The sequence below is a fragment of the Hoylesella enoeca JCM 12259 genome (assembly GCF_000613405.1).
GTDB lineage: Bacteria > Bacteroidota > Bacteroidia > Bacteroidales > Bacteroidaceae > Prevotella > Prevotella enoeca.
On the sequence record NZ_BAIX01000007.1, the window covers coordinates 13524 to 36125 of the forward strand.

Genomic DNA, 22602 nt, shown 5'->3' on the forward strand with positions numbered 1-22602 from the left:
AACAAGCGAATCGCCAATCAGCAATTCGCAGCAAGCCATGGGTCTCACTCCGCTAAAAGGCGTCGACTGAGGTATCTCACAGGATACCACACGGCTAACCACCCCACAGCGATAACCGTGAAGAAGATAATTGTGACATCGATATAATGCACACTCACGGGGTAAGCATTGACGACAAACGATCCATCACTGTCGCCCAGCCGCACAAAGCCGTATTCCTGTTGCAGCCAACACAGCAGAAGGCCCAGCAGAATGCCGATGGCTGCCCCCACAACAGCAATCATCCGACCTTCGAAAAGGAATATTCGCGTGATCTGTCGGTCATCGGCACCGAGATTTCGAAGCGTCACCACATCATCTTTTTTATCGATAATGAGCATCGAAAGCGATCCAATGATATTGAAACAAGCCACCACCAGAATAAACGTCAAGAAGATATAGGCGATAAACTTTTCAATCGCCATGATCTGAAACGTGTCATCTTGCTGTTCGAATCGATCAAGAACGCGATATTTAGCACCTGCTATACGCTGCATCTCACCCTTGACACCTTCAAAATCACTCCCCGCTTTGAGTCGCAATTCAAGTGAAGAGAGGAATCCTTGTTCACCGAACAGATTGCGTGCAAAAGCAATCGGGGCGATGATATAGCTCCGATCATATTTAGATTGCTTAACGGAGAAGACCACACCGGGCGAATCGAGCGAATCAACAACGAAAGATGAGGCGGGATTCGTGAGATCCGGCTGCCCGTCTTTCAGTGGAGCATAAACTTTCAAACCGCCTTTCCATTGCGTGCCCGTGCCCAAATCCTGGGCCAATCGAAGACCAATGGTGCCATATTGCAGATTGCCGGCATGCAAATCAAAGGCTCCGTCACCATAGAGAATATCCTTGATATGAGTGAGTTCGGCAAAATTATCGTCCACTCCTTTGATGACCACCATCGCTTGTTTGTCCTGATAAACGGCCAAAGCATTGTCTTCCACACACTCGGTGGCCACATCCACCTGGGGAAGTCGGCGTATCTGCGTGAGAATCGGATCGTCGGCTGGCGCTGTCTTGCCTTTCACCGGCACCACTTTCAGTTGCGGATCGAAGCTGGTGAAGAACGAAGCGACCAAATCGTGAAAGCCATTGAACACGCTGAGCACGATGACCAGCGCCATCGTTGCCACCGAAACGCCAATCACCGAGATCACACTGATGACGTTGATCACATGCGTACTCTTCTTGGAAAAGAGATAGCGACGAGCAATGAAGAGCGGAAATGACCATCGGGAAGTACTTCCGGTCGCTCCCTTGGGCTCTTTTCCGACTTCACCTTTGGCCTCTTTCTCTGGGTGGAGAGAAGCTGTTTGCCAAACTGTTGAGTTGTTATTTTCCATTGCGATGATACCAATTGAAAAATGCGTCTTGATTACTTGAAAAATAAAATACGGTTTTTCGCCCTGCAACTAACCGTTAGTTGCCTTGCATTTTACCGTTAGTTGTCATGCAAGTAACGGTGAATTGAAATGCATGTCTCACCACAACCTTTCTTTCCTTAGGAGAAATAAGAACGATCTTATTGATTGAACCAGATGCGCTCAACATCAATTGATTGAGTTTCTCTTTCCCAAGGAAGAGGTGGTTAAAGATGAGTCTTTCATTACTTTTTCAACAACTCATCGATCCTCTCCAAGTAATCGAGACTATCGTCGACAAAGAAACGGAGTTCAGGAATAATGCGCAGCTGATTGCGCACCCGTGTGCCCAACTCGTAACGAATGGTTTTCTCATTGCGATTGATGTTTTGCAACATCTCGTCGCTGCGCTCCGAAGGAAATATACTGAGGTAAGCCGTGCAGATACTGAGATCTGGCGAGACACGACAACGCGTCACACTCACCATCACACCATGCATGGCACGGGTCTGCGACTGAAAGATTAAGCTGAGTTCTTTCTGTAACAGTCGCGCAATTCGGTTTTGTCTTGTTTCTTGCATACGTTTAAATCATTCTAAATCAACATGTTTCACATCTACATCTTCATTGAGAAAGATGCGTGCACTGGCCTTGAAACGAGCTGCATTCTCGGTTGTGAGATAACGGCAAAGCCCCTGTCGGGTGCAACGTGCATCCATTTCGGGATGCCGATGCAGGTAATCGCGCAGGCTCTCAGCCACATATTGGCCTTGCGGAATTACCCGAATGCCCTGCGGAACATATTTCTTAATACTGCTCATGAGCAATGGATAATGTGTGCAACCCAGTATGACGGCATCAATCTGCGGGTCTTTCCGCATCAGGGTGTCGATGCGTTTCTTCACGAAATAATCTGCTCCGGGTGTTCCCGATTCGTCAGCCTCAACGATGGCAGCCCACAACGGACAGGCCACTCCACTCACTTCGATATCAGGAAAAAGTTTTCTTATTTCAAGATTATAGCTTTCGCTACGGATGGTTCCTTCTGTGGCGAGGATGCCGATGTGTCTACTCGTCGTGAGATGACCGATTGATTCAGCCGTGGGTCGGATGATTCCGAGCACGCGCCGATGTGGATCGAGCCGCGGAAGATCATTCTGTTGGATTGTGCGCAATGCTTTGGCCGACGCTGTGTTACAGCCCAAAATAACGAGATGGCACCCCATTGAGAACAACTTCAGTACGGCCTGGCGCGTGAACTGATATACGATCTCAAACGAACGAGCACCATACGGGGCACGCGCATTATCTCCGAGATACAGAAAATCATAGTCGGGAAGCAGTTCCCGAATACCGTGAAGAATGGTGAGTCCGCCATAACCAGAATCGAAAACACCGATGGGACCGGGCTGTTCGGGGAAAAATGATTCGGGGGTCATTGTGTGATAACGCTATCGGAAAGTCTCGATCAACGGGTAACAGCCTCTCTGACTGCGACCGAAATATCATCGCCCAGCATCGGATTGATGTAAGGCGTAGTATCATTGTCAGTGTTTAAAACAAAGGCATACCCTTTGTCGCGTCCAATCCGTTGCACAGTGGCTGTCAATTGAGCCTTCAACGGCGCATAAGCATCCATCGTTGCCTTGTCCATCAAACGCTTAGCTTCGGCCTTAAAAGCCACGTTTCTGGCCATGAGATCCATCAATTCGGCTTGGCGTTTGTTGCGAATCGAAGGCGCAAAATCGCGTTGTCCGTCGAGAAACTCTTCATATTTCTTATTAAACTCATCTTCTGCACGCTTGGTTTCGGCATCGTATTTGGTTTTCAACTCATCCAAATGACGTTGCGCAATAGTATATCCGGGCATCGCTTTGAGGGCTTCTTGATAACTGAAATAACCGAAACGAAACGACTGCGACTGTGCTTCAGCTGCAAAAGAGAGTGCAGCAAAAAGCAGGAAAAGCACCAACTTTTTCATTGTGTGACATGTTTGAGGTAAACAATAAAGGCGGACCGGAAGGCCCGCCTCATTCATTCGGTAATGTTATTTGAGCTTGTTGAGCTGAGCCTTCACATCAGAAGTGACATCTTTACTTAGTGTATCGCTGATGTAAGGGATACCTGCCGACACGTCCATAATGTAAACGTAGCCGCCACTCTTGCCTACTGCCTTGATGGCATCAACTAATTTGGTGGTGATCGGCGTCATTTTCTCTTGCTGGAGCTTTTGAAGTGCTTGCTGATTGTCTTGATAAGTCTGCTGGATCTTCGCATACATGTCTTGCAAACTCTGCTCAGTCTCTTTTTGCTTGGTGGCATTCATTGTGCTCTTTGTCTTCTCATACTCCGAACTCTTGCGCTGAAGTTCGTCTTGCATAGCCTTCAAATCGTTCTCGAATTGCTTGGCCTTGGCTTCGATTTCACCACGGGCCTTGACAAATTCAGGCATATCCGACATGACTTGTTGTGCATTCAAGTGTCCGAATTTCTGTGCAAAGAGCGACAGAGGAGCGAACAACAGCAACGTTAAAATAAGCTTTTTCATCTCTGTTTTTTATTTTTTGATTATCTATCTTCTTGTTCGTTATATCGCTGCAAATATACAGCTTTTAGTTCGAATAACCTAACTTCTGCAATACTTCATTGCTGATATCCACCTTGGGTGAACCGAAAATGATGCCATTATCACTGCTTCGGTCGATGACAAGTGCATAACCATGACGCTCGGAGATCTCTTTCACAACGTTGTAAATCTCTTCCTGAATGGGCGTTATCAAACTCGTGCGCTTCTTGAAAAGTTCACCCTCGGGACCGAAATATTTCTTTTTCAAGTCGGCTGCAGCTTTCTCTTTCTTCATGATAGCATCTTGCTTGGCCTTTTTCTGCTCTTGCGAGAGGAAAACCGACTCATTTTGATAATTCTTATACAGCGTTGCGGCAGCCGTATTAAGAGCTTCCACCTCGGCCTGCCACTTCTTGGAGATGCGGTTGAGTTGCTCATTGGCCCGCTCATAAGCGGGGATATTATTCAAAACATACTCCATATCGATGAGCGCAAACTTCTGTGCGTTGGCCGCTGTTGCCGTTAAAGCAAGTAGCAGCAGTATCATTAACTTCTTCATTTTCTCTTTGCTGAATGATTGTTTTGCCTTCTTCTGGCTCATTAAAACTCCTGACCGAGGATGAAATGAAATTGTCCTCCGCCTTTTCTTCCATATACTTTGTCAAATCCATAAGCCCAATCGATACCCATCAAACCTACCATCGGCAAGAAGATTCGAACACCAACACCGGCACTTCTCTTCATATCGAAGGGGTTGAATTTAGATGTTTGTGTCCACGCATTACCTGCTTCGAGGAATGTCAAGCCGTAAATCGTGGTATTGCCGAGCAAAAACGGATAGCGGAGTTCGAGCGAAAAGCGATCGTAAGCATAGGCTTCTGCACCCTGAGGAGTCAACGACCCATTCTCATAACCACGCAAACCGATGGTCTCTTCGGCATAACCTGTGGAGTAACCGCTCATTCCGTCACCTCCCATATAATAGGTTTCAAAGGGGCTCTTCTTGTCTTTATTATACGATCCGAGCAGTCCTAACTCGACGCGCGTCATCAAAACGAAACACTTCTGACCACCGGACAGTGCTGTGTAGGTCTTGGCTTTGAACTTCCATTTATGATATTCCACCCAACGGAACTTCTCTTGCTGCTCTGCCGAATAGTTAGGCGACCTGGGATTGGTTGCTAAATGAGCATAGTCTTTATGGTCCCAAGCTGACCAAGGGGGCGTAACCGTCACCGAAGCGAGGAAATCTGAGCCGCGACGGGGAAAGAGTTGGTTATCCGTTGATGTACGGCTGAGGGAGATTCCAAGGTTTAAATTATTAGAATTACCATTCATCATCAGGAAGTATTTCCAATTCTTGAGCATATAACGGGTATAAGCGAGTTGCACGGAGAGCGTGAAATAGTCATCCGGCCACCGCAAACGCTTACCCCATCCGAATGAGACACCGAAGAGTTTAATATACGTATCGGGATCGTAATAGTTCTCATAGTTATTATAATAACTGCGTCCGTAACCGTAAAGAGAATTCAGATAACTGTTCTGCCATGCCGAATTATAATAGTTGCTAGATACATCTGAGTATTTAGAGAAATAAGCTCCCACGCTAAATTGTATCGGGCGCTTGCCTCCAAACCAGTTAGTCGAATAGTTAACGTTATAAGATTGATAGTATTTCGCATTGGTTTGGGCTCCTATCGAGAGTACTTCACCGTCGCCGACAGGTAATATTCCGCGATGCTCTTTATTCTTATTAAAAAGGTTTGCGATAGAGAAATTATTAAGTTTGAGACCCACTCGCGCAATAAGTCCGGCCTGTCCCCAACCCAATGAGAACTCAACTTGGTCGTTGGATTTCTGAGTCAGGTTCCAATTTACATCCACCGTACCATCTTGATCATTGGGTTTGACATCCGGATTCACCTTTTCGGGATCGAAATGGCCCATCGATGCCAGTTCACGAGCAGATCTTTGAAGGGCCTCTTTGGAGAAAAGATCACCCGGCTTCGTACGAAGTTCTCGCCTCACAACATTCTCGTAGAGACGGTTATTACCATTAATACGAACATGACTCAGACGTGCTTGTTGTCCTTCTCTTATCCGCATCTCCAAGTCAATGGAGTCTCCCACGATGTTGACTTCTGTCGGTTGCAGATTATAAAAGATGTAACCGTGATTCCAATAGGCATTACCTACAGCATCATCATCCTCTGTAAGTCGTTTGTTCAACAGCTTTTGGTTATACACGTCACCCTTTTTCATTCCAAGAATACGGCTCAAATCATCTGTCGAATACACCGTATTGCCCACCCAAGTGATATTACGCAGATAATATTTCTTACCTTCGTTCACTTTCAAAAAGATGTCGACATGCTTGCCGTCATAGTTCCACACGCTGTCTTTGACAATAGCTGCATCGCGGAAACCAAGTTCGTTATATTTGTCTATTACGTTTTTCTTGTCTTTTTCCCATCTTTCGGGCGTGTATTTTTTCGATTTCAGCAAGTTGGCAAACTTCCCCGCCTCATGTGTTTTGGCAAAAGCACCTTTCGAGAAGAATGTTCCCTTGATACGTCTGTCCGCCACTTGCTCATTACCGACAAGCTGAATCTCATGCACACGCATCTTTTCTTTCTTATCGATCACCACATCCAGAATTACTTGATTCTTGTTGGCGACATCGTCCCGCTGGTTGATCTCGATGTCGGCATTCTTAAATCCTTTGTCATCAAAGTATTTCTTGGCCAAGATTTTGGCACGATCGATCATGTTAGGTGTGACTTGCGCCCCTTTGAGCAACCCCAATCTGGCTTCCATATCATCCTTTTCAGATTTCTTTAAACCAATATAATTGATTGTGGATACGCGCGGACGCACACTCAATTCAATGTGAAGATAAGCTTTACTACCGATAATCGAATCCACAGAAATCGCAACTTTTGAGAAAAGGCCATGTTTCCAATAACGCTTCACAGCGTCGGTGACAGCGCTTCCGGGGATCGTAATCTCCTGTCCGACTGTCAATCCCGAAATGCCTGTCAGCACATAGTCTTCATAACCATCAACACCCGACACGTTGATGCCGCCTATCGTCACCGTACGCGGAATGCCGGCGTAAGAGATTTCAGGATAATCGACTTTATCCTGTGCGCTCATCTGCAAGCCGAAATACAACATGACGACCAACAAAAGCAATACCTTATTTATATAGTTCATATCTAAAATATTTTCAAAATGCCGGAATTTGCTCATTCACAGAACGTTTTTCTTTCTCCCGATTCAGCCTGTTCCACTTGAGCTTCGGTCTTTCCGAACCGACGTTGACGACTTTGATAACTCGCAATGGCACGTTGCAGATCTTCTTCTTTGAAATCAGGCCAATACGTATCACAGAAATATAGCTCTGTATAAGCGATCTGCCAAAGCAGAAAATTGGATATTCGCAACTCACCACCGGTGCGTATCAACAGATCGGGATCAGGCATAAAGTGCGTTTCAAGATGGTTACTGAAAGTCTCTTCGGTGAGCTGTTGCACCATCGATCCATTGCTTTCTCCCCGCGACGCAGCTAAAATCTCACGCAGATTGGCTCGCATCGCCTTGACGATCTCCCATCGTGCAGAATAACTTAAAGCCACAACCATAGTCATTGCAGTGTTCTGCGCAGTGTGATCTTGGGTTTGCTGCAACTTCTTTTGCACTTCTTCGGGCAATCGATTGATGTTTCCGATCACGCGAAAACGCACATGATGCTTCATGAATATCTCATCTTCAAGCGATGACAAGACCAATCCCATCAAAGCCGAAACCTCATCAGCCGGCCTATTCCAGTTCTCCGTAGAAAACGTGTAAAGCGTAAGAAACTTCACACCAAGCCTCGTACATTCCGCCGTTATCCGTTTCACCGTGTCCACTCCGGCCTGATGTCCGAAGCTGCGAGGCTTTCCTCGCTCTGCCGCCCAACGTCCATTGCCGTCCATAATGATGGCAATGTGTTGTGGAATACGGTTTAGATCGATCTGTTCTATCATTCAGAAGTCTTTGTTACAGGTTCTACATTTAGGCGCAAAGTTATATGTCAGTCCCACCATTAGCGTGCTGTAGCCATCAGTATTTTTAAAAATGCCACTGCTTTTCACGCCGTAAGGATCTTTCACGCCATCAAGTTCGTCACTCAACGAGAAGTGCATCGCCCATTCAAGAGCGATATTCAAGCGTTCGCCCCATTTATATTTCACACCCAATCCCAATGGAATCTGGCCCGTAAAAACATGCTTTCCCTCACCCGTCACATAGGTTCCGCCAATCCCCACCATCACAAACGGTGTCAATCTCTTGGCTCCTCGATAATCACGTCCTGTCCCATAGGGCCAAAAATTATATTCATACGCAATACCGATATCGGTCAACGCATTGTCGAATCGATAAGACTGGCGTCGATAAGTAGGATAAAAGGTCTTGACATTTGCCGATGATCCTTTCAGTTTCCCATAACTCACGCCGAATTTCAGAGCCATATAAGGATTAAGGATACGCCTTAACAACAGTACACCTGCGGGGTGCATGCCCCGCAAAATATTACCGTTGAAATCTCCATCATAGGCCACCGTTCCGATGGCCGCACCTGCTTCCCATCGGTATTCCATGTCGTCTTGCGCACTGGCAATCGTTGCCGCTGCAAAAAACAACATAAAGACAAGCAGCCGCTGCATTCCTCTCACGTCGTGTTATTCCTTAAACACGTTTTGCTCTTTACGCCAACCGAGCTGTGTGAGACGCCCTTTCCACACGCGCCCCCTATCTCCGCAGATCATCCAAACATGATTATCTGCATCCACTGTCAATGCAAACACAGTGGCAGTCGTGGTGAATCCTGATGGGATTGTTATTGCCGTGTCGGGCCTCCAGACGATACCGGCATCATAACTCATATACACCGCTGCAAAACCTTGGGTCTTATCGGCGCCGAGACCATGACCGCCGACAGCCAACAAACCATCATTATAGCCTGCCACACACATACCTTGCAATCGCGGGAGACGATAGGTTCCACCACCGACTGTGCCATAATAGGCCCACGGTTGCGACTGTGCACCCGTTGATGTATCTTCGATTTTGCCCCAAATCGCTGCGGCTGCGTCGGCAGCATAGTCTGTTGCGCTGCGATTCCCAATAAGAATGAGACGCGAAGCATTTTTATTTGTCTTCAAAGGCAGCGTACAAAGATTGATGTCTTGCGTCGGGAGCAAAGTCGATTGGTCATCAATTTGTTCCTCTGTCCATGTCGTTCCGCCGTCAGCAGAAGTCACCAGCGCCTTCGAGGCATTCAAAGCATAAAGTTTGTTACCGCTGGAGCCTATCAGCCGAACCACATTCGGCGTAGCCACTTGCGTCCACGCAGCGCCATCCGATGATTGCCAGAGTGCACCATTATCTAAAATATACAGCTGATTGTTCATCACACACACATTCAGATATGCCTCGCGCCCAAACGTTTGCGTACCGGCAAGCGTCCAACTGTTGCCATCTGACATAGCGGTAACATAAGCAACCGTAGCCGTTCCATCATCGCCGAAGACAAAAATCTTGCCGTTAGTGTTCACGGCTTTCATTCCCCGCAAACCACCCAATGATGCGTTGGCCGTCAGCTCCGTCCAATTGAATACATTTGGAGACTCCTTATGCACATTCACCCGCACCGTATAAGCGCGATAATTATTGCCGGAATTGCTGTAAACACGCACTTCTCGCGGACGACTAAAATCCAAAGAGTCGGTCGACACATAGCGCACAAGACTATCTTTTGTGGCTCCCGCTTTTTTCATATTCAGCACAATGACGCCCCCACTCTTACCGGCGATCGTGGCAATCACCTTCGATGCGTCCACGCCTACGGGCAGAGAGTCGGGATTATAGATCTCACGCTTGGTTTGATCAATATAGAATGCGTATTTGCTGGCATTGAATTTAGTGCGGTAAGTGCTGTCTTTGCCGGCCTTAGTCTTGGTGTGGACCGTTCTTTTGAGTGTCCCTATTGCAAACGAAGTGACAGCCGTGTCTTCGTAATAAGTCACATCTCGATCCTCGCCTTTCAAACAAGATGCCATCAAAAACACTGCTACCAGCAGCGACATAGAAGTTAAAAGCTTCTTTTTCATTACACCCTAAATTATGAATTTAGCTGCAAATTTAATCAGAAATCCGCAAACACAACGCGCTTTTAACGGTTTATTGTGCAAAAGGACATGCAATCTTGTGTTTTTTAAGTTTGTTTAGATAAAGCCAAACGATGCTGAAAGAATGCACCAAGAGCATGCGTTATACACCAAGTTTCGCGTATAAACAAAAAAAAGAGGGCAACACGAATCACTCGCACTGACTCCTGAAAGAATAATGTTATTGGATGTGCGTATGGACCAATGCGATAATGCTAAGAATGACCAATAAAATGAACCATAATAACATCTCGATTGTACTTCCATCTAATAACATAGTCTTTACCTTAAAAAATCTATCAAACTACTAACCTAATGAAAACTTATTAAAAATGCAATGTATTCTCGCGAACACGGTGCAAAGATATCATCTTGTTTTTATGTCAACAACTTTTCCGATCATTATTTTTGCTCGCGCGCAAATTTCTTGACTTAGATCAAGTTTTATGCGATTTAAAAGTTAGGAAACGGCTTATTACGAGTTCAAATATCCCGCTTCCTTACCCCATCAGACGCATGGTGAAAATCGAAGATATCGTCATGCGATCACAACTCGCTGTTAAACGCTATGCAAGTAACACTCAAACGCCATACGAATGATGCTTACTTGCATGGCGTTTAAGCATGAATCGGAATACGGTTTATAAATTGTTGAAAATCGGATCAATACAACCGAGAGGCCACTTCGCATCCGATCCGCTTTTGCTACTTATTCAATCGCCACGTCACACCGTCTTTGGTGTCTTTCACTTCAAAGCCATCTTGTGCGAGCGTATCGCGTATTCGATCGCTCGTTGCCCAGTCTTTGGCTTCCTTGGCCTTAGCTCTGAGCTCGAGAACCATATCTACCACCTTACCGAAAGCTTCTTCGCGAACGCTGTTGTCGATGCCTTTCTCTGGCTTCAAACCCAAAAGATCGAATGCAAAAAGATGCATCGTGTCGGACAATTCTTTCAGATCGGCAGCATCGATGGCGGCTTTGTGATCGATCACAGAATTGATGACATGACACGCTTCAAACAAACAACTAATAACGGTGGGCGTTTGCAGATCGTCGTTCATCGCATCATAACAACGCTGTCGCAACTCAGCCACAAACCGATGCGTGGCCTCATCCGAGGCGCCCGACGGTTGGATACGATCTAAATCGGTCATTCCAGTCATCAAACGATCTAATCCTTTCTGGCTCGCCAGCAGTGCATCGTTAGAGAAATCAACCGTTCCACGATAGTGAGCGGATAGAATAAAGAAGCGGATCGTCATCGGAGCATAGGCTTGTTGCAGGCTGGGATGACTGCCGGTAAAGAATTCTTCGAGCGTGATAAAGTTCCCGAGACTCTTTCCCATCTTCTGTCCGTTGATGGTGATCATGTTGTTGTGCATCCAATAATGTACCATTTGGTCGCCTTGACTGGCCACAGCCTGTGCGATTTCGCATTCATGATGCGGGAAGACTAAATCCATTCCGCCCCCGTGAATATCAAAATGTGCACCGAGATATTTACGTCCCATCGCCGTACATTCACAATGCCAGCCGGGGAATCCATCGCTCCATGGACTGGGCCAACGCATGATATGCTCGGGCTGCGCTTTCTTCCAAAGTGCAAAATCGGCCTGATTGCGCTTCTCGCCGACGCCATCCAGTTCGCGACTATTATTAATAATGTCGTCCAGATTGCGGTGAGAAAGAATGCCGTAATGATGCTCTTTGTTATACTTTTCTATGTCAAAATAGATTGATCCGTTGCTTTCGTAAGCATAACCGTTGTCTAAAATCTCCTTGACCAACTGCTCTTGCTCGATAATATGACCTGTTGCCTGAGGTTCGATGCTGGGCGGAAGCACGTTGAGTGCAGCCATGGCATCGTGATAGCGATTGCTGTAATGCTGAGCGATCTCCATCGGTTCGAGTTGTTCTAACCGTGCCTTTTTCTCAATCTTATCGTCGCCCTCATCGGCATCATGCTCCAAGTGACCCACATCAGTGATATTACGGACATACCGCACTTTATAACCTAGGTGTCGAAGATAGCGGAAAAGCACGTCGAAAGTGATCGCCGGGCGCGCATGTCCGAGGTGAGGATCACCGTAAACAGTGGGTCCGCAGACGTACATTCCTACATTCGGAGCGTGCAACGGGATGAATAACTCTTTGCGACGAGTCAACGTATTATAGACAAAAAACTTCTGTTCCATGACTGTAAACCTATTTATTTGCATGCAAAGGTAGCGATTTTATCGGATGATCACTACTTTCGGAGTATAAAAAACAGTAGAATGTGCATTCTGAAAAGCCGTTAAACGCGCTGCGATTAACGCTTAATCACAGTGCATCTAACGACTTTTCGCATGGCAAGTAACAGTGAGTTGTTACTGGCAGTAGGGTTGATCATTGAGAAGTGAACATGAAGTGTTGAGAAATTCCTATCAAAAACGCTCAATTCGCCATGATGAATTATTCTCTTTCAATGATCATTTCGCCTTTTCGAATGATCAATTATCGATTCTGAATGATCCTTTACTTCACTTCCCAAATATCGTTAGTTTCCAGCAATTCAGTAAAATTATGATAGCTCTTCTTGCCTTTCACCTCTTCGATTTGCTCGTTGACGGCTTGGTCATAAGTGGGACCGGCTACGTCGCGAATAACTCCCAAAGCAACAGGGAAACCGCTCTCATTGTCCATCAAGGCCAATTTCATATGGAGCGTAGCATCTTCCGTATGTGCGTCGTGCACCAAAATATCGTTTTCCGTAATGCCATTCTCACCGATCTTAACCACTTTCAAACCAAAGCCTTCTTGCATCAGACCATACTCATTGTGCTCTCCGAAGAGCATCGGCTGGCCTTGTTTCAAGTAGATGGCATTGGTTTTGCGGCCTGGACTGGTATAAACCGAGTCGTAAGCACCCTCATTGAAGATCACGCAATGCTGCAAAATCTCGCACACCGAAGCGCCTTTATGTTGGCAACCGGCCTTCATAATCTCCACCACGCCAGCACTATCGGTGGCCACGGCACGTGCAAAGAATTTGCCACGAGCACCAAATGCCAATTCAGCTGGCCTAAAAGGATCTTCCACCGTACCGTAAGGCGATGACTTGGAAACGAATCCGCGCGGTGAAGTTGGGGAATATTGGCCTTTTGTCAATCCGTAAATACGGTTGTTCAAAAGGATGATATTGATGTTGATATTGCGTCGAAGCGCGTGAATAAAATGGTTTCCACCGATGGCAAGACCATCTCCATCACCACTCACTTGCCATATTGTAAGATTGGGATTGGTGACTTTTGCCCCCGTAGCAATAGCTGCCGCACGACCGTGAATGGTCTGCATCGCATACGTGTTCATGTAATACGGCAATCGACTTGAACATCCAATGCCGGAGATAACGGCCGTCTCGTAAGGCGGGATATTCAGTTCGGCCATCGCTTTGTGCAACGATGCAAGAAAAAAATGGTCTCCGCAGCCGGGGCACCAACGTGGTTGTCCCTTCTTATAATCTTGTGCTGTATAGGTCATAGCTTAGTTTTTGAGTTGTTTAGTTGATTCGTTTTTAAGTTGTTTAGTCTCTCAATATCTTGTCAAAAGCCTCAACCAGCTGTGCAACAACGAATGGCTGGCCCTTCACTTCATTGTATTGATAAGGTACAAAATCATCGATTTGGCCTCGCAGGTACCTAGCAAACTGGCCTAGATTCTGCTCTGCTACAACCACCTTCGGATAGTGTTTGAGCACAGCTTCGGTGTTTTTCGGCAACGGATTGATGAACTCAAACTGTGCCATTGCCACCTTCTTACCGGACTTGCGCATCTCTTCCATTGCCGAATAAAGGTGTCCATAGGTGCTGCCGAAGCCCACAATGAGCAGCTCGGCATCGTCTTTATCACCGAGAACTTCCACATCCGGCACTTCGATTTTGGCCACTTTGGAGGCCCGCAAATGCACCATCAGATTATGGTTATCGGGTTCTGTGGAGATAACTCCCGTGTCGCTGTCTTTCTCCAAGCCACCAATGATATGCTCATAACCCTCTTGTCCCGGTACGGCCCAGTAACGAACATCGGTCTTCGGATCGCGTTTGTAAGGGCTGTAAGCACCTTTCATCTCGGCCGTTGCATAGTGAGGATGAATCTCTGGGAGCTTATTGATATCGGGTAAACGCCACGCTGCCGATCCGTTTGCAATGAATCCGTCGGTCAGAAGGATAACGGGCGTGAGATGTTCGAGGGCTATCTTACAAGCCATATAGGCTGCATCGAAACAGTTGGTGGGACTAGTAGCTGCGATGACAGGCATCGGCGACTCACCGTTTCGACCATAGAGCGCTTGCAACAAATCGGTTTGCTCGCTCTTGGTAGGCAATCCTGTGGATGGACCTCCGCGTTGAACGTCGATGATAACCAATGGAAGCTCATCGATAACAGCTAAATTAATCACTTCGGATTTCAGACAAAGACCAGGTCCGGAAGTTGAAGTTGCAGCCAAAGCACCGGCAAACGAAGCACCCACAGCACTCGCAGCGCCCGAGATTTCGTCCTCACATTGCACGGTGGTAACGCCTAAACTCTTGTGTTTAGCCAACTCGTGGAGGATGTCCGTAGCCGGAGTGATGGGATAAGAGCCGAGAAACAGCCGCAATCCGGCACGTTCTGCCGCTGCGATCAATCCGTAAGCGGTGGCTTTGTTACCCGTAATATCCATGTAACGGCCCTTCACTTTGCTTTTCGATTCTATGCGATAAGTGGCCGGAACAGATGCATGTGTATTGTGACCGTAATCATATCCGGCCTGCACCACCTTGATATTATTCTCCGCAACCTGCGGTTTCTTCGCGAATTTCTTTCTTAGAAAGTCTGCCGCTAACTCTACATCGCGGTTGAAAAGCCAACAAACGATACCTACGGCAAACATATTTCGGCATTTGAGAATAGCTTTATTGTCCATTCCGCTGTCTTTCAGGCAGTCTTTCACCATTTGAGTGATCGGACAAGCCACCACGCGATCGGGATCGATTCCCAGTTCGCCGAGATAGTCTTCGGTCTTAAACTCGGCCTTTTTCAGATCTTTCGGACCGAAACTATCAGTGTCGATGATGATCGTTGCTTGCGGTTTGGCATACTTGTACTGTGTTTTCAATGCAGCTGCATTCATCGAAACGAGCACGTCGCAATAGTCACCGGGCGTCAACACTTCGCCTGTGCCGATGTGTACTTGATAACCCGACACTCCGTTAAGCGACCCTTGCGGGGCCCGAATATCTGCGGGATAATCGGGAAACGTAGAGATTCCGTTGCCCACCGTGGCCGAGACGGTGGAAAAAATGTTACCGGCCAATTGCATACCATCGCCGGAATCGCCGGAAAAACGCACAACAACCCGCTCTAACTCTTTTACTTCTAACTCATTTGTCATAATATGTAAATATAAGATTTTTGTATATTCTGCTGGCAAATATAGTTTAAATTCAAGACACGGCAAAATGAAAAACAGTTTATTTTCAATTTAATGCTTACAAACATGTCATTTACTTGCATTTTGATATGAAAAGAGTAAAAAATCGATAGTTTACCTCCAAAATCATGATTTAAATCAACTTAAAACGGATTTTGATGCTTGACAAATGTCAAGTCATGGTTGGATGAAATAGACGCATTTGCTGGTAAACGAGTAGACAAGAATTGATTGGGTTGCAAGCAACAGTTAATCGACGTGCGATTCATGCTTAATTGCACTTTGATTAACGGTGGATCGGCGTGCAAATAACGATGAATTGAAAGGTGGGAAGGTAGTACAAAAAAATCAGTTCATAAGTTTCATCGGGTTTCGAGTTGCTTCTTGTCGATGCGGAATCCAAGAGATCGCACAACGATCGACAAGCAGTAACGAGTCAACCGATCAACTTATGAACTGACGATTATACCTTATTATATATAAAGGAGATTATTTGCGCTTGCGCGAAGACTTCTTTACCACAGGTTTCTTAGCAGAAACAGAGATGTCTTCATCTTCCATTTCCGGTTTGGATTGCTGGATTTCGAGCAGCTCTACGGTGAAAATCAGCGTGGAATAAGGTTTGATTTTATCGACTTGACTTGCTCCATAAGCCAGCGACTGAGGAACATAAAGTTCCCATTTACTACCCACCGGCATCATCGTCAATGCTTCTGTCCAACCTTTAATCAGGCCATTGCAACGGAATATAGCCGTTTGCGGATCGCGTTTATACGAACTGTCGAAAACCGTTCCATCAATGAGTTTACCCTCATATTTCACAACCACCTGGTCGGTAGGCTTCGGAACAGCACCTGTTCCAGGTGTCAACACTTTGTATTGCAAGCCATCGGCTGTGGTTTTCACGCCTTCTTTCTTGGCATTTTCAGCCAACCAGTTTTCGTTTTCAGTCCTATACTGTGCGACGACAGCCTCTTTGTCGGCCTTGAGACGCTGCTCGAAGAATTTCTGAGCGGCATCATCGGTGAAATGTGTCGTATCTTTCGAGAGAGCCGAAATGAATCCGCAGATGAACAATTTGCTGTTGATTGAATCGCGTGTACCGGCGAAATCATTCTTAGTTCCGGGCAAAATGCGCTGCTGAACCATTCGAGCGATTTGCGCACCAGCCAAATAAGCCGTGTAATTCAGATCGTTTGTCTTGCCCAACGCATCTTTAAATCCCTGCACAAAGTCAGCCATATAAGTCGTGTCTACTTGATACTGCTGTTGCACATAAGGAATAAGTCCGCGCGTGGCAGCCTTTCCTGCGGCATAGCTCAACGAGTCAACAGATGACGAAAGCTTCACAACAGCCTGCTCAGTCTTCCCTTTCGACTCTTTCTTTTCTTTCTTCTTACCGGCCCAAACTGTGTTGATCGAAGCGCCAACAACGAAAACCAATGTCAGTAAAAAAATCCTTTTCATGATGCGTCGATGATTACTTACCGGCACTGATTAACTCAATCTTGAAGATTAAAGCCGAGAAAGGCTTGATATCTCCTTGTTCGCGCTCGCCGTAAGCAAGCTCTTGCGGAATGTAAACTTCCCATACCGAGCCAACGGGCATGTGTACAAGTGCGTCTGTCCAACCCTTGATCACCTGATTAGCACGCAATTCCAAGGGCTGTTTACGCGCATAAGAGCTGTCGAAAACCTTACCATCGATGGTGCGACCTTCATAATTCACCTTCACTAGAGATGTGTCTTTGGGCATCGGGCCATTACCTTCCTTGATGACTTTATATTGTACTCCGGATGGCAAAGTCTTCACACCGGCCTTCGTTTTGTTAGCAGCGAGGAACTTTTCACCGGCTGTTTTATTCGGTCCATATTGTTTTTCCATGCTCTTCGCTTTAATAGCCGACATCTTGGTCTGTGCGATTTGCTGTGCTTGTTCCATCGTCATGAGACCTTTTTTACCCGTAGTACCAGCCATAAAACCAGCCATAAAGTTCTTCATTGAGATGCTCTTGGTGGAGTCCTCACCGAAAACTTCATGGTTAATGCCCTTGATCATCATGTTGCTAATCTGCTGACCAATCTGTATTCCGGCATAATACGCAGTCTTAGATTTATCATCTCCGGCATTCGCTCCATCGTTAATACCTTTGATAAATTGGTCCATGTATGTGGTGTCCACATTCAGTCGACCCACCATATATTCTTTCAGACCCTGCGTTTGGGAATAGCCCATTGCATAACTCATCGAATCCAAGTCACTCTTCAAGTCTGCCTTGGGAGTTGAATTGCCGCAAGACGTGATCGTTGCAGCTGCGATAGCCAAAACGGCTACAATTGAAAGTTTCTTCATGTTAGCTTTACTCTATGTTTTATTAATTGTTATTGAATATTCGTTTGCATGTCGATCGCCGATTCAAACCACAGCAATCAGTTCCACATCGAAGATTAATGTGGCAAAAGGAGGTATCGAACTGCCGGCTCCGCGTTCGCCATAACCGAGGTGATAAGGAATAAAGAAGCGATATTTGGCACCTTCCTGCATGAGCTGCAAACCCTCTGTCCAACCGGCAATCACCTGATTCAACGGGAATGTTGCAGGTTCGCCGCGCTGCACACTACTATCGAATATCGTGCCATCAATCAGCATTCCCTCATAGTGACACTTCACTTTGTCGGTTGCTTGAGGACGTTTGCCATTGCCTTCTTTCAACACTTGATACTGCAAACCACTCGAAAGGGTCACCACGCCGTCCTTTTTCGCATTCTCGTCGAGATATTTTTTGCCGGCGTCTTTGCTATCCTTATATTTCTCCGCAGCAGCTGCACGCTGCTTCTTTTCCTGCTCCTGAAAAAAATGTTGCACAATTTCCTGCGCTTCCTGATCACCGATTTGCGGCTCAACACCGCCAATCACGTCTTTGATAGCTTGTGCGAAGTCGTCGATATTCAATGCTTTCGCACCCATATCGCACAACTGTCGACCGATGCCTAACCCCAAGGCATAACTCACTTTGTCCATAAAGATTTTGTCTTCGAATAAATATGAAATGTTTAAAAACGCACAAAGATACTACTTTTTATTGATAGTGCACGTGCAAATCACTGAAAAATGCTATTTTTGTACATTATTCATCATTTAAACCTGGCATCAATGAGAAAGAAAATCGTATTTTTAACCGGTGCGGGAATGTCTGTCGAAAGCGGTTTCAAGACGTTTCGCGGAGCCGATGGACTATGGGAAAACTATCCCGTTGAGCAAGTGGCATCGCACGAAGGATGGGAAAACGATCCCACACTTGTCACGAATTTCTATAACATGTTGCGTCGGAAGCTCTTTAATGCACAACCAAACGAGGGACATCGACTCATTGCCGACATGGAGAAAAACTGCGATGTGACGGTCATCACGCAGAATGTGGACGATTTGCATGAGCGTGCCGGTTCGTCAACCGTCATTCATTTGCATGGCGAATTGGCCAAAGTGTGCTCCGAACGCGATCCTTACAACCCGCATTTCATTCAAAAACTCACGGCCGAAAATCCAGACATACAACCCGGAACGCGTGCCGGCGATGGCTCGTTGTTGCGTCCTTTCATCGTGTTTTTCGGCGAATCGGTGCCGATGATAGAGCCTGCGGCCACCGAAGTGGGCACAGCCGACATCTTCGTCATCATCGGTACGTCGCTCAATGTTTATCCTGCCGCAGGTTTGGTGCATTATGTTCGTCCCGGCACACCTATTTATATGATCGATCCCGAACCCGTAATCGCTCGCACAAACACCCATATCGTGCACATCGCTAAGGGTGCGAGCGCCGGCATGAGAGAGTTTGTCCAATTGATAATTGAGAATTAATAATTAATAATTGACCGTTACTTGCGATGCAATTAACCGTTAATCAGCGTGCAACTAAGCATGAGTTGCAGTGCGTTTAACGCTTACTTGTAACAGCACTCTTATCTCATTGATTCACTGTAAGATTTAAAACAAGTAGTTATCAATCATTGATTCCGATGCAAAGATACAGAAAGATGCTCGCTTTTAAGGCAATCAAAACAAATGAACAAGTCGCAACGATCAAGTCGAAGATGGTAAAACTGTTGATCGTTACTGCTCTTTTCTTCTTCACCGGATGTTCTCGCCCAACGAAAAAGGTGGTAGAGCGCAATGAATTTGTCACCGAACGGCTTGTCAAAACTACACCGGTGAAAGACCAAGGGCGCAGTCAACTGTGCTGGCTCTATGGTTTTTTAGCTACTGTCGAGAGCGAACATCTAATGTCAGGAGACTCTGTCAATCTCTCCACAGACTATCTCGCACGGCGTGTTTTAGAAGATGAAACGCGGCGATGTTTCCTCTCCGGCGGACGGAGCGGCATCTCGCTGCGAGGCACGTCACTGATGGCGCAACACGCTCTGGTGGCATATGGGGCGATGCCTTACGATGCTTACTGCAACCCAAAGCCTGTGAACTATGACGCACTGACACGCAAACTGCTGCGCATTGCCGGTACGCAACCCTCGCTTTCGGCTCTCATCGCGCGCGGTCAAACGATGATGGACGACGAGATTGGCCCCGAACCGCAGCACGTTTATATGTTGGGGATGGAGTATACACCGCTGCAATTCGGCGAGAGTGTGTGCAGACGCGACGAATATATGGGGTTGACCAGTTTCACGCACCATCCTTTCGGAAGAACGTTCGTACTTGAAGTGCCCGATAACCGTACACGCGATGCGTTCTTGAATGTGCCTATCGGGCAGTTGACAAACCTTATTGAGGCGGCCCTCTCGGCCGGACACGCCGTGTGTTGGGAGGGAGATATGAGCGAGCCCGGCTTCTCTTTCGAGGACGGAAAGGCCGACATCGTTCCTCGAGCGGTCTGCACGCAGGCGGCGAGACAGCGTCTTTTCGAGCGTCGTAAGACCACCGACGACCACGTGATGGAGCTCATTGGCCTGGCCCGCGACCATCAAGGGCGTCGTTGGTTCATAGCCAAGAACTCGTGGGGAACGCACAACCGCTACGGCGGATGGATGTATCTGTCTCGCGAATACGTTTATTTGAAGACCGTAGCCGTGTATTTGCGGCGTGAAGCAGTGAGTAAGTTACAGCCTCATCTTTTGAATTTAGCGGACTGAAAACTCATTCGATACTTAAGCGATGAGCTCGTTCACTTGTTTACTTGTCTACTCGTTCGCTCCTCTAAACCTGTTCAATACTTAAACGATGAACCTCCGAGAAACTCGCGGAGCAATGAAGTGGGCGGCAGACTACGATTCGGAATCTGAGAGAAATACTTCAAAAACTTGCGCAACCGATAGGCTTCTGCGTATTCTTCGCAATTCTCCGGCACCATCTCCAACAACGGTTCGGCCTGTGCTTTGATAACCGCCAGCTCGAAAAGCATTGCTGTATTGAACATTACATCGGCATTTTCCTGGTACGGGAATATCCACTTGTTCTCTCCGGCACGTACACTCGGCCAACGATGGATCGTTTCCTGTGCTGTACAACCGCGGTATTTATTGTCTCTGATGATGCGACGCAGCAGTCGGTTGTCTGTTGTGGGAATGTAATTGTGGTCATCCAATAGGATGGTTGTCAGTGCCGAAGCATAGATTTTGAACTTCTGTGCAGCCGGAATGCGGTCGGTGAGCTGCGGGTTGAGTGCGTGAATGCCCTCGACTACCAACACATTATTGTCAGCAAGCTGCAAACGGCGGCCTCCCTTTTCGCTCTTCCCGGTCTGAAAATTATATTTCGGCAGTTCCACTTCTTCTCCCCGGAAGAGCGCTTGAAACTGTTCGTTGATGAGCGGAATGTCAAGTGCGTAGATACTTTCATAGTCGAACTCTCCCTTTTCGTCCTTAGGTGTGAGTTCACGATTCACAAAATAATCGTCGAGTGATATCTGAACGGGTTTGATTCCGCTTGCCAAAAGCTGCACCGAGAGGCGTTTGCAGAAGGTAGTCTTGCCGCTTGACGACGGTCCTGCAATCAAAACCACTCGCGTTCCGCAGCGATCGGCAATCTGATCGGCAATTTGTGAGATACGTTTCTCTTGTAATGCTTCCGACACATTGATAAGATCTGTGGTGTGTCCTTGCTTCACTGCCTCGTTAAAGTCGCCTACTGTCGTGATGCCTAAGATGCTTTGCCAGCGGTGATGCTCCTTAAACACCTCGAACATCTTATCTTGCGGCACCATCTCTCCAAGTTTTCCGGGGTCTTGAAGAGACGGAATACGCAGCAAAACACCGTCATAATACTTCTCAATTCCGAAGAGATAGATCTGTGAAGTATTGGTAAGCATCGACCCATAATAGTAATCCTTATAATCGTCAATCGTATAATAGATGGTATAGAGCGCTCCCGAGCTTTCGAGGAGCTTGACTTTGGCTCCGTCTCCCAAGCTACGGAACATATTGATAGCATCTTCTGTGGTGGTTTCGTGCCGCAGAATGGGGAATCGTGCATCTATAATCTCCTGCATTCGGATGCGGATTCGGTCGGCGTCTTGCTGCATAACAGGGTGCCCCAATTGCAGATTGCAGAAGTAACCGTTAGAAACCGGCGTGTCGATTACTACTTCGCTGCCGGGATAAAGGTCGTGAACGGCTTTGCAAAGAACGAAGAACAACGATCGCGTGTAAGCACGAGAACCCGATGCAGAGTGCATATCCAAGAACTCCACATCCTTGTTATGGAACACCCGGAAATGCATTCCCTCTACCTTATTGTTGACCTTTGCGCTGATAGGTCCATACGGCATAGCGAGCTGAAAGTCACGAAAAATGTCAGAAAGTGTGCTTCCGATAGCAACGTTTTGAGTTTTTTTATTATTTTTGCAACGGATTTGTACTGTTTGTTTCATTTCTTTTTAAAGAATAATGTTGCGTAAAAGTAAGCAAAAAGCGCATAAAGTGACATTGCAACTCACTTAAATTAG

19 protein-coding genes are annotated in these 22602 nt (G+C 46.7%); 2 read left to right on the top strand and 17 right to left on the bottom strand.

Annotated elements, in window-relative coordinates:
- Window positions 1–44 precede the first annotated feature (44 nt).
- The 16 genes from JCM12259_RS03790 to bamJ (JCM12259_RS03865) form a co-directional block, all read right to left on the bottom strand.
- Window positions 45–1388: an FtsX-like permease family protein gene (locus JCM12259_RS03790; RefSeq protein WP_025065475.1), complete on the bottom strand. Its 1344-nt coding sequence runs from the start codon at window positions 1386–1388 to the stop codon at window positions 45–47.
- A gap of 263 nt (window positions 1389–1651) precedes the next feature.
- On the bottom strand, window positions 1652–1987 hold the full coding sequence (gene rbfA, locus JCM12259_RS03795) for a 30S ribosome-binding factor RbfA (protein ID WP_025065476.1): 336 nt from the start codon (window positions 1985–1987) through the stop codon (window positions 1652–1654).
- Window positions 1988–1996: 9 nt separating this feature from the next.
- Window positions 1997–2845: a glutamate racemase gene (gene murI, locus JCM12259_RS03800; RefSeq protein ID WP_025065477.1), complete on the bottom strand. Its 849-nt coding sequence runs from the start codon at window positions 2843–2845 to the stop codon at window positions 1997–1999.
- Between the two features lie 29 nt (window positions 2846–2874).
- Complete coding sequence (locus tag JCM12259_RS03805; RefSeq protein ID WP_025065478.1) at window positions 2875–3387, bottom strand: OmpH family outer membrane protein; 513 nt, start codon at window positions 3385–3387, stop codon at window positions 2875–2877.
- A 66-nt stretch (window positions 3388–3453) separates the two neighbouring features.
- Window positions 3454–3954, bottom strand: coding sequence for an OmpH/Skp family outer membrane protein (locus JCM12259_RS03810; RefSeq protein WP_025065479.1), 501 nt, complete (start codon window positions 3952–3954; stop codon window positions 3454–3456).
- 64 nt (window positions 3955–4018) lie between these two features.
- The gene (locus JCM12259_RS03815) at window positions 4019–4531 is read right to left on the bottom strand and encodes an OmpH/Skp family outer membrane protein (RefSeq protein ID WP_025065480.1); all 513 of its coding nucleotides are present in this window, start codon (window positions 4529–4531) and stop codon (window positions 4019–4021) included.
- Between the two features lie 41 nt (window positions 4532–4572).
- Complete coding sequence (locus JCM12259_RS03820; RefSeq protein WP_025065481.1) at window positions 4573–7191, bottom strand: BamA/OMP85 family outer membrane protein; 2619 nt, start codon at window positions 7189–7191, stop codon at window positions 4573–4575.
- Between the two features lie 32 nt (window positions 7192–7223).
- A complete protein-coding gene (locus tag JCM12259_RS03825; protein ID WP_025065482.1) occupies window positions 7224–8006 on the bottom strand; it encodes an isoprenyl transferase in 783 nt (260 codons plus the stop codon).
- Window positions 8007–8687 carry a type IX secretion system protein PorG gene (gene porG, locus JCM12259_RS03830; RefSeq protein WP_025065483.1) on the bottom strand — a complete coding sequence of 227 codons (681 nt, stop codon included), beginning with the start codon at window positions 8685–8687 and terminating at the stop codon, window positions 8007–8009.
- 15 nt (window positions 8688–8702) lie between these two features.
- Entirely contained in the window at window positions 8703–10133 is a 1431-nt protein-coding gene (locus JCM12259_RS03835; RefSeq protein WP_025065484.1) for a DUF6242 domain-containing protein, read from the bottom strand.
- 762 nt (window positions 10134–10895) lie between these two features.
- Entirely contained in the window at window positions 10896–12386 is a 1491-nt protein-coding gene (gene cysS / locus JCM12259_RS03840; RefSeq protein WP_025065485.1) for a cysteine--tRNA ligase, read from the bottom strand.
- A 322-nt stretch (window positions 12387–12708) separates the two neighbouring features.
- Complete coding sequence (locus tag JCM12259_RS03845) at window positions 12709–13713, bottom strand: 2-oxoacid:ferredoxin oxidoreductase subunit beta (RefSeq protein WP_025065486.1); 1005 nt, start codon at window positions 13711–13713, stop codon at window positions 12709–12711.
- A 43-nt stretch (window positions 13714–13756) separates the two neighbouring features.
- The gene (locus JCM12259_RS03850; protein ID WP_025065487.1) at window positions 13757–15607 is read right to left on the bottom strand and encodes a 2-oxoacid:acceptor oxidoreductase subunit alpha; all 1851 of its coding nucleotides are present in this window, start codon (window positions 15605–15607) and stop codon (window positions 13757–13759) included.
- Between the two features lie 528 nt (window positions 15608–16135).
- Complete coding sequence (bamJ, locus tag JCM12259_RS03855; RefSeq protein ID WP_025065488.1) at window positions 16136–17113, bottom strand: BamJ family beta-barrel-assembly machinery protein; 978 nt, start codon at window positions 17111–17113, stop codon at window positions 16136–16138.
- 13 nt (window positions 17114–17126) lie between these two features.
- The gene (gene bamJ, locus JCM12259_RS03860; protein WP_025065489.1) at window positions 17127–17999 is read right to left on the bottom strand and encodes a BamJ family beta-barrel-assembly machinery protein; all 873 of its coding nucleotides are present in this window, start codon (window positions 17997–17999) and stop codon (window positions 17127–17129) included.
- Window positions 18000–18062: 63 nt separating this feature from the next.
- Complete coding sequence (bamJ, locus tag JCM12259_RS03865) at window positions 18063–18668, bottom strand: BamJ family beta-barrel-assembly machinery protein (RefSeq protein ID WP_025065490.1); 606 nt, start codon at window positions 18666–18668, stop codon at window positions 18063–18065.
- Window positions 18669–18800: 132 nt separating this feature from the next.
- Between bamJ (JCM12259_RS03865) and JCM12259_RS03870 the strand changes: the two genes are divergently transcribed.
- Window positions 18801–19505 (top strand): SIR2 family NAD-dependent protein deacylase, encoded by a 705-nt coding sequence (locus JCM12259_RS03870; RefSeq protein WP_025065491.1) that lies wholly within the window; start codon window positions 18801–18803, stop codon window positions 19503–19505.
- Between the two features lie 158 nt (window positions 19506–19663).
- Window positions 19664–20791, top strand: coding sequence for a C1 family peptidase (locus JCM12259_RS03875; RefSeq protein WP_234396537.1), 1128 nt, complete (start codon window positions 19664–19666; stop codon window positions 20789–20791).
- Window positions 20792–20865: 74 nt separating this feature from the next.
- On the opposite strand, the gene JCM12259_RS03880 is transcribed toward JCM12259_RS03875, so the two are convergent.
- Window positions 20866–22527: a nucleoside kinase gene (locus JCM12259_RS03880; protein ID WP_025065493.1), complete on the bottom strand. Its 1662-nt coding sequence runs from the start codon at window positions 22525–22527 to the stop codon at window positions 20866–20868.
- Window positions 22528–22602: the final 75 nt, after the last annotated feature.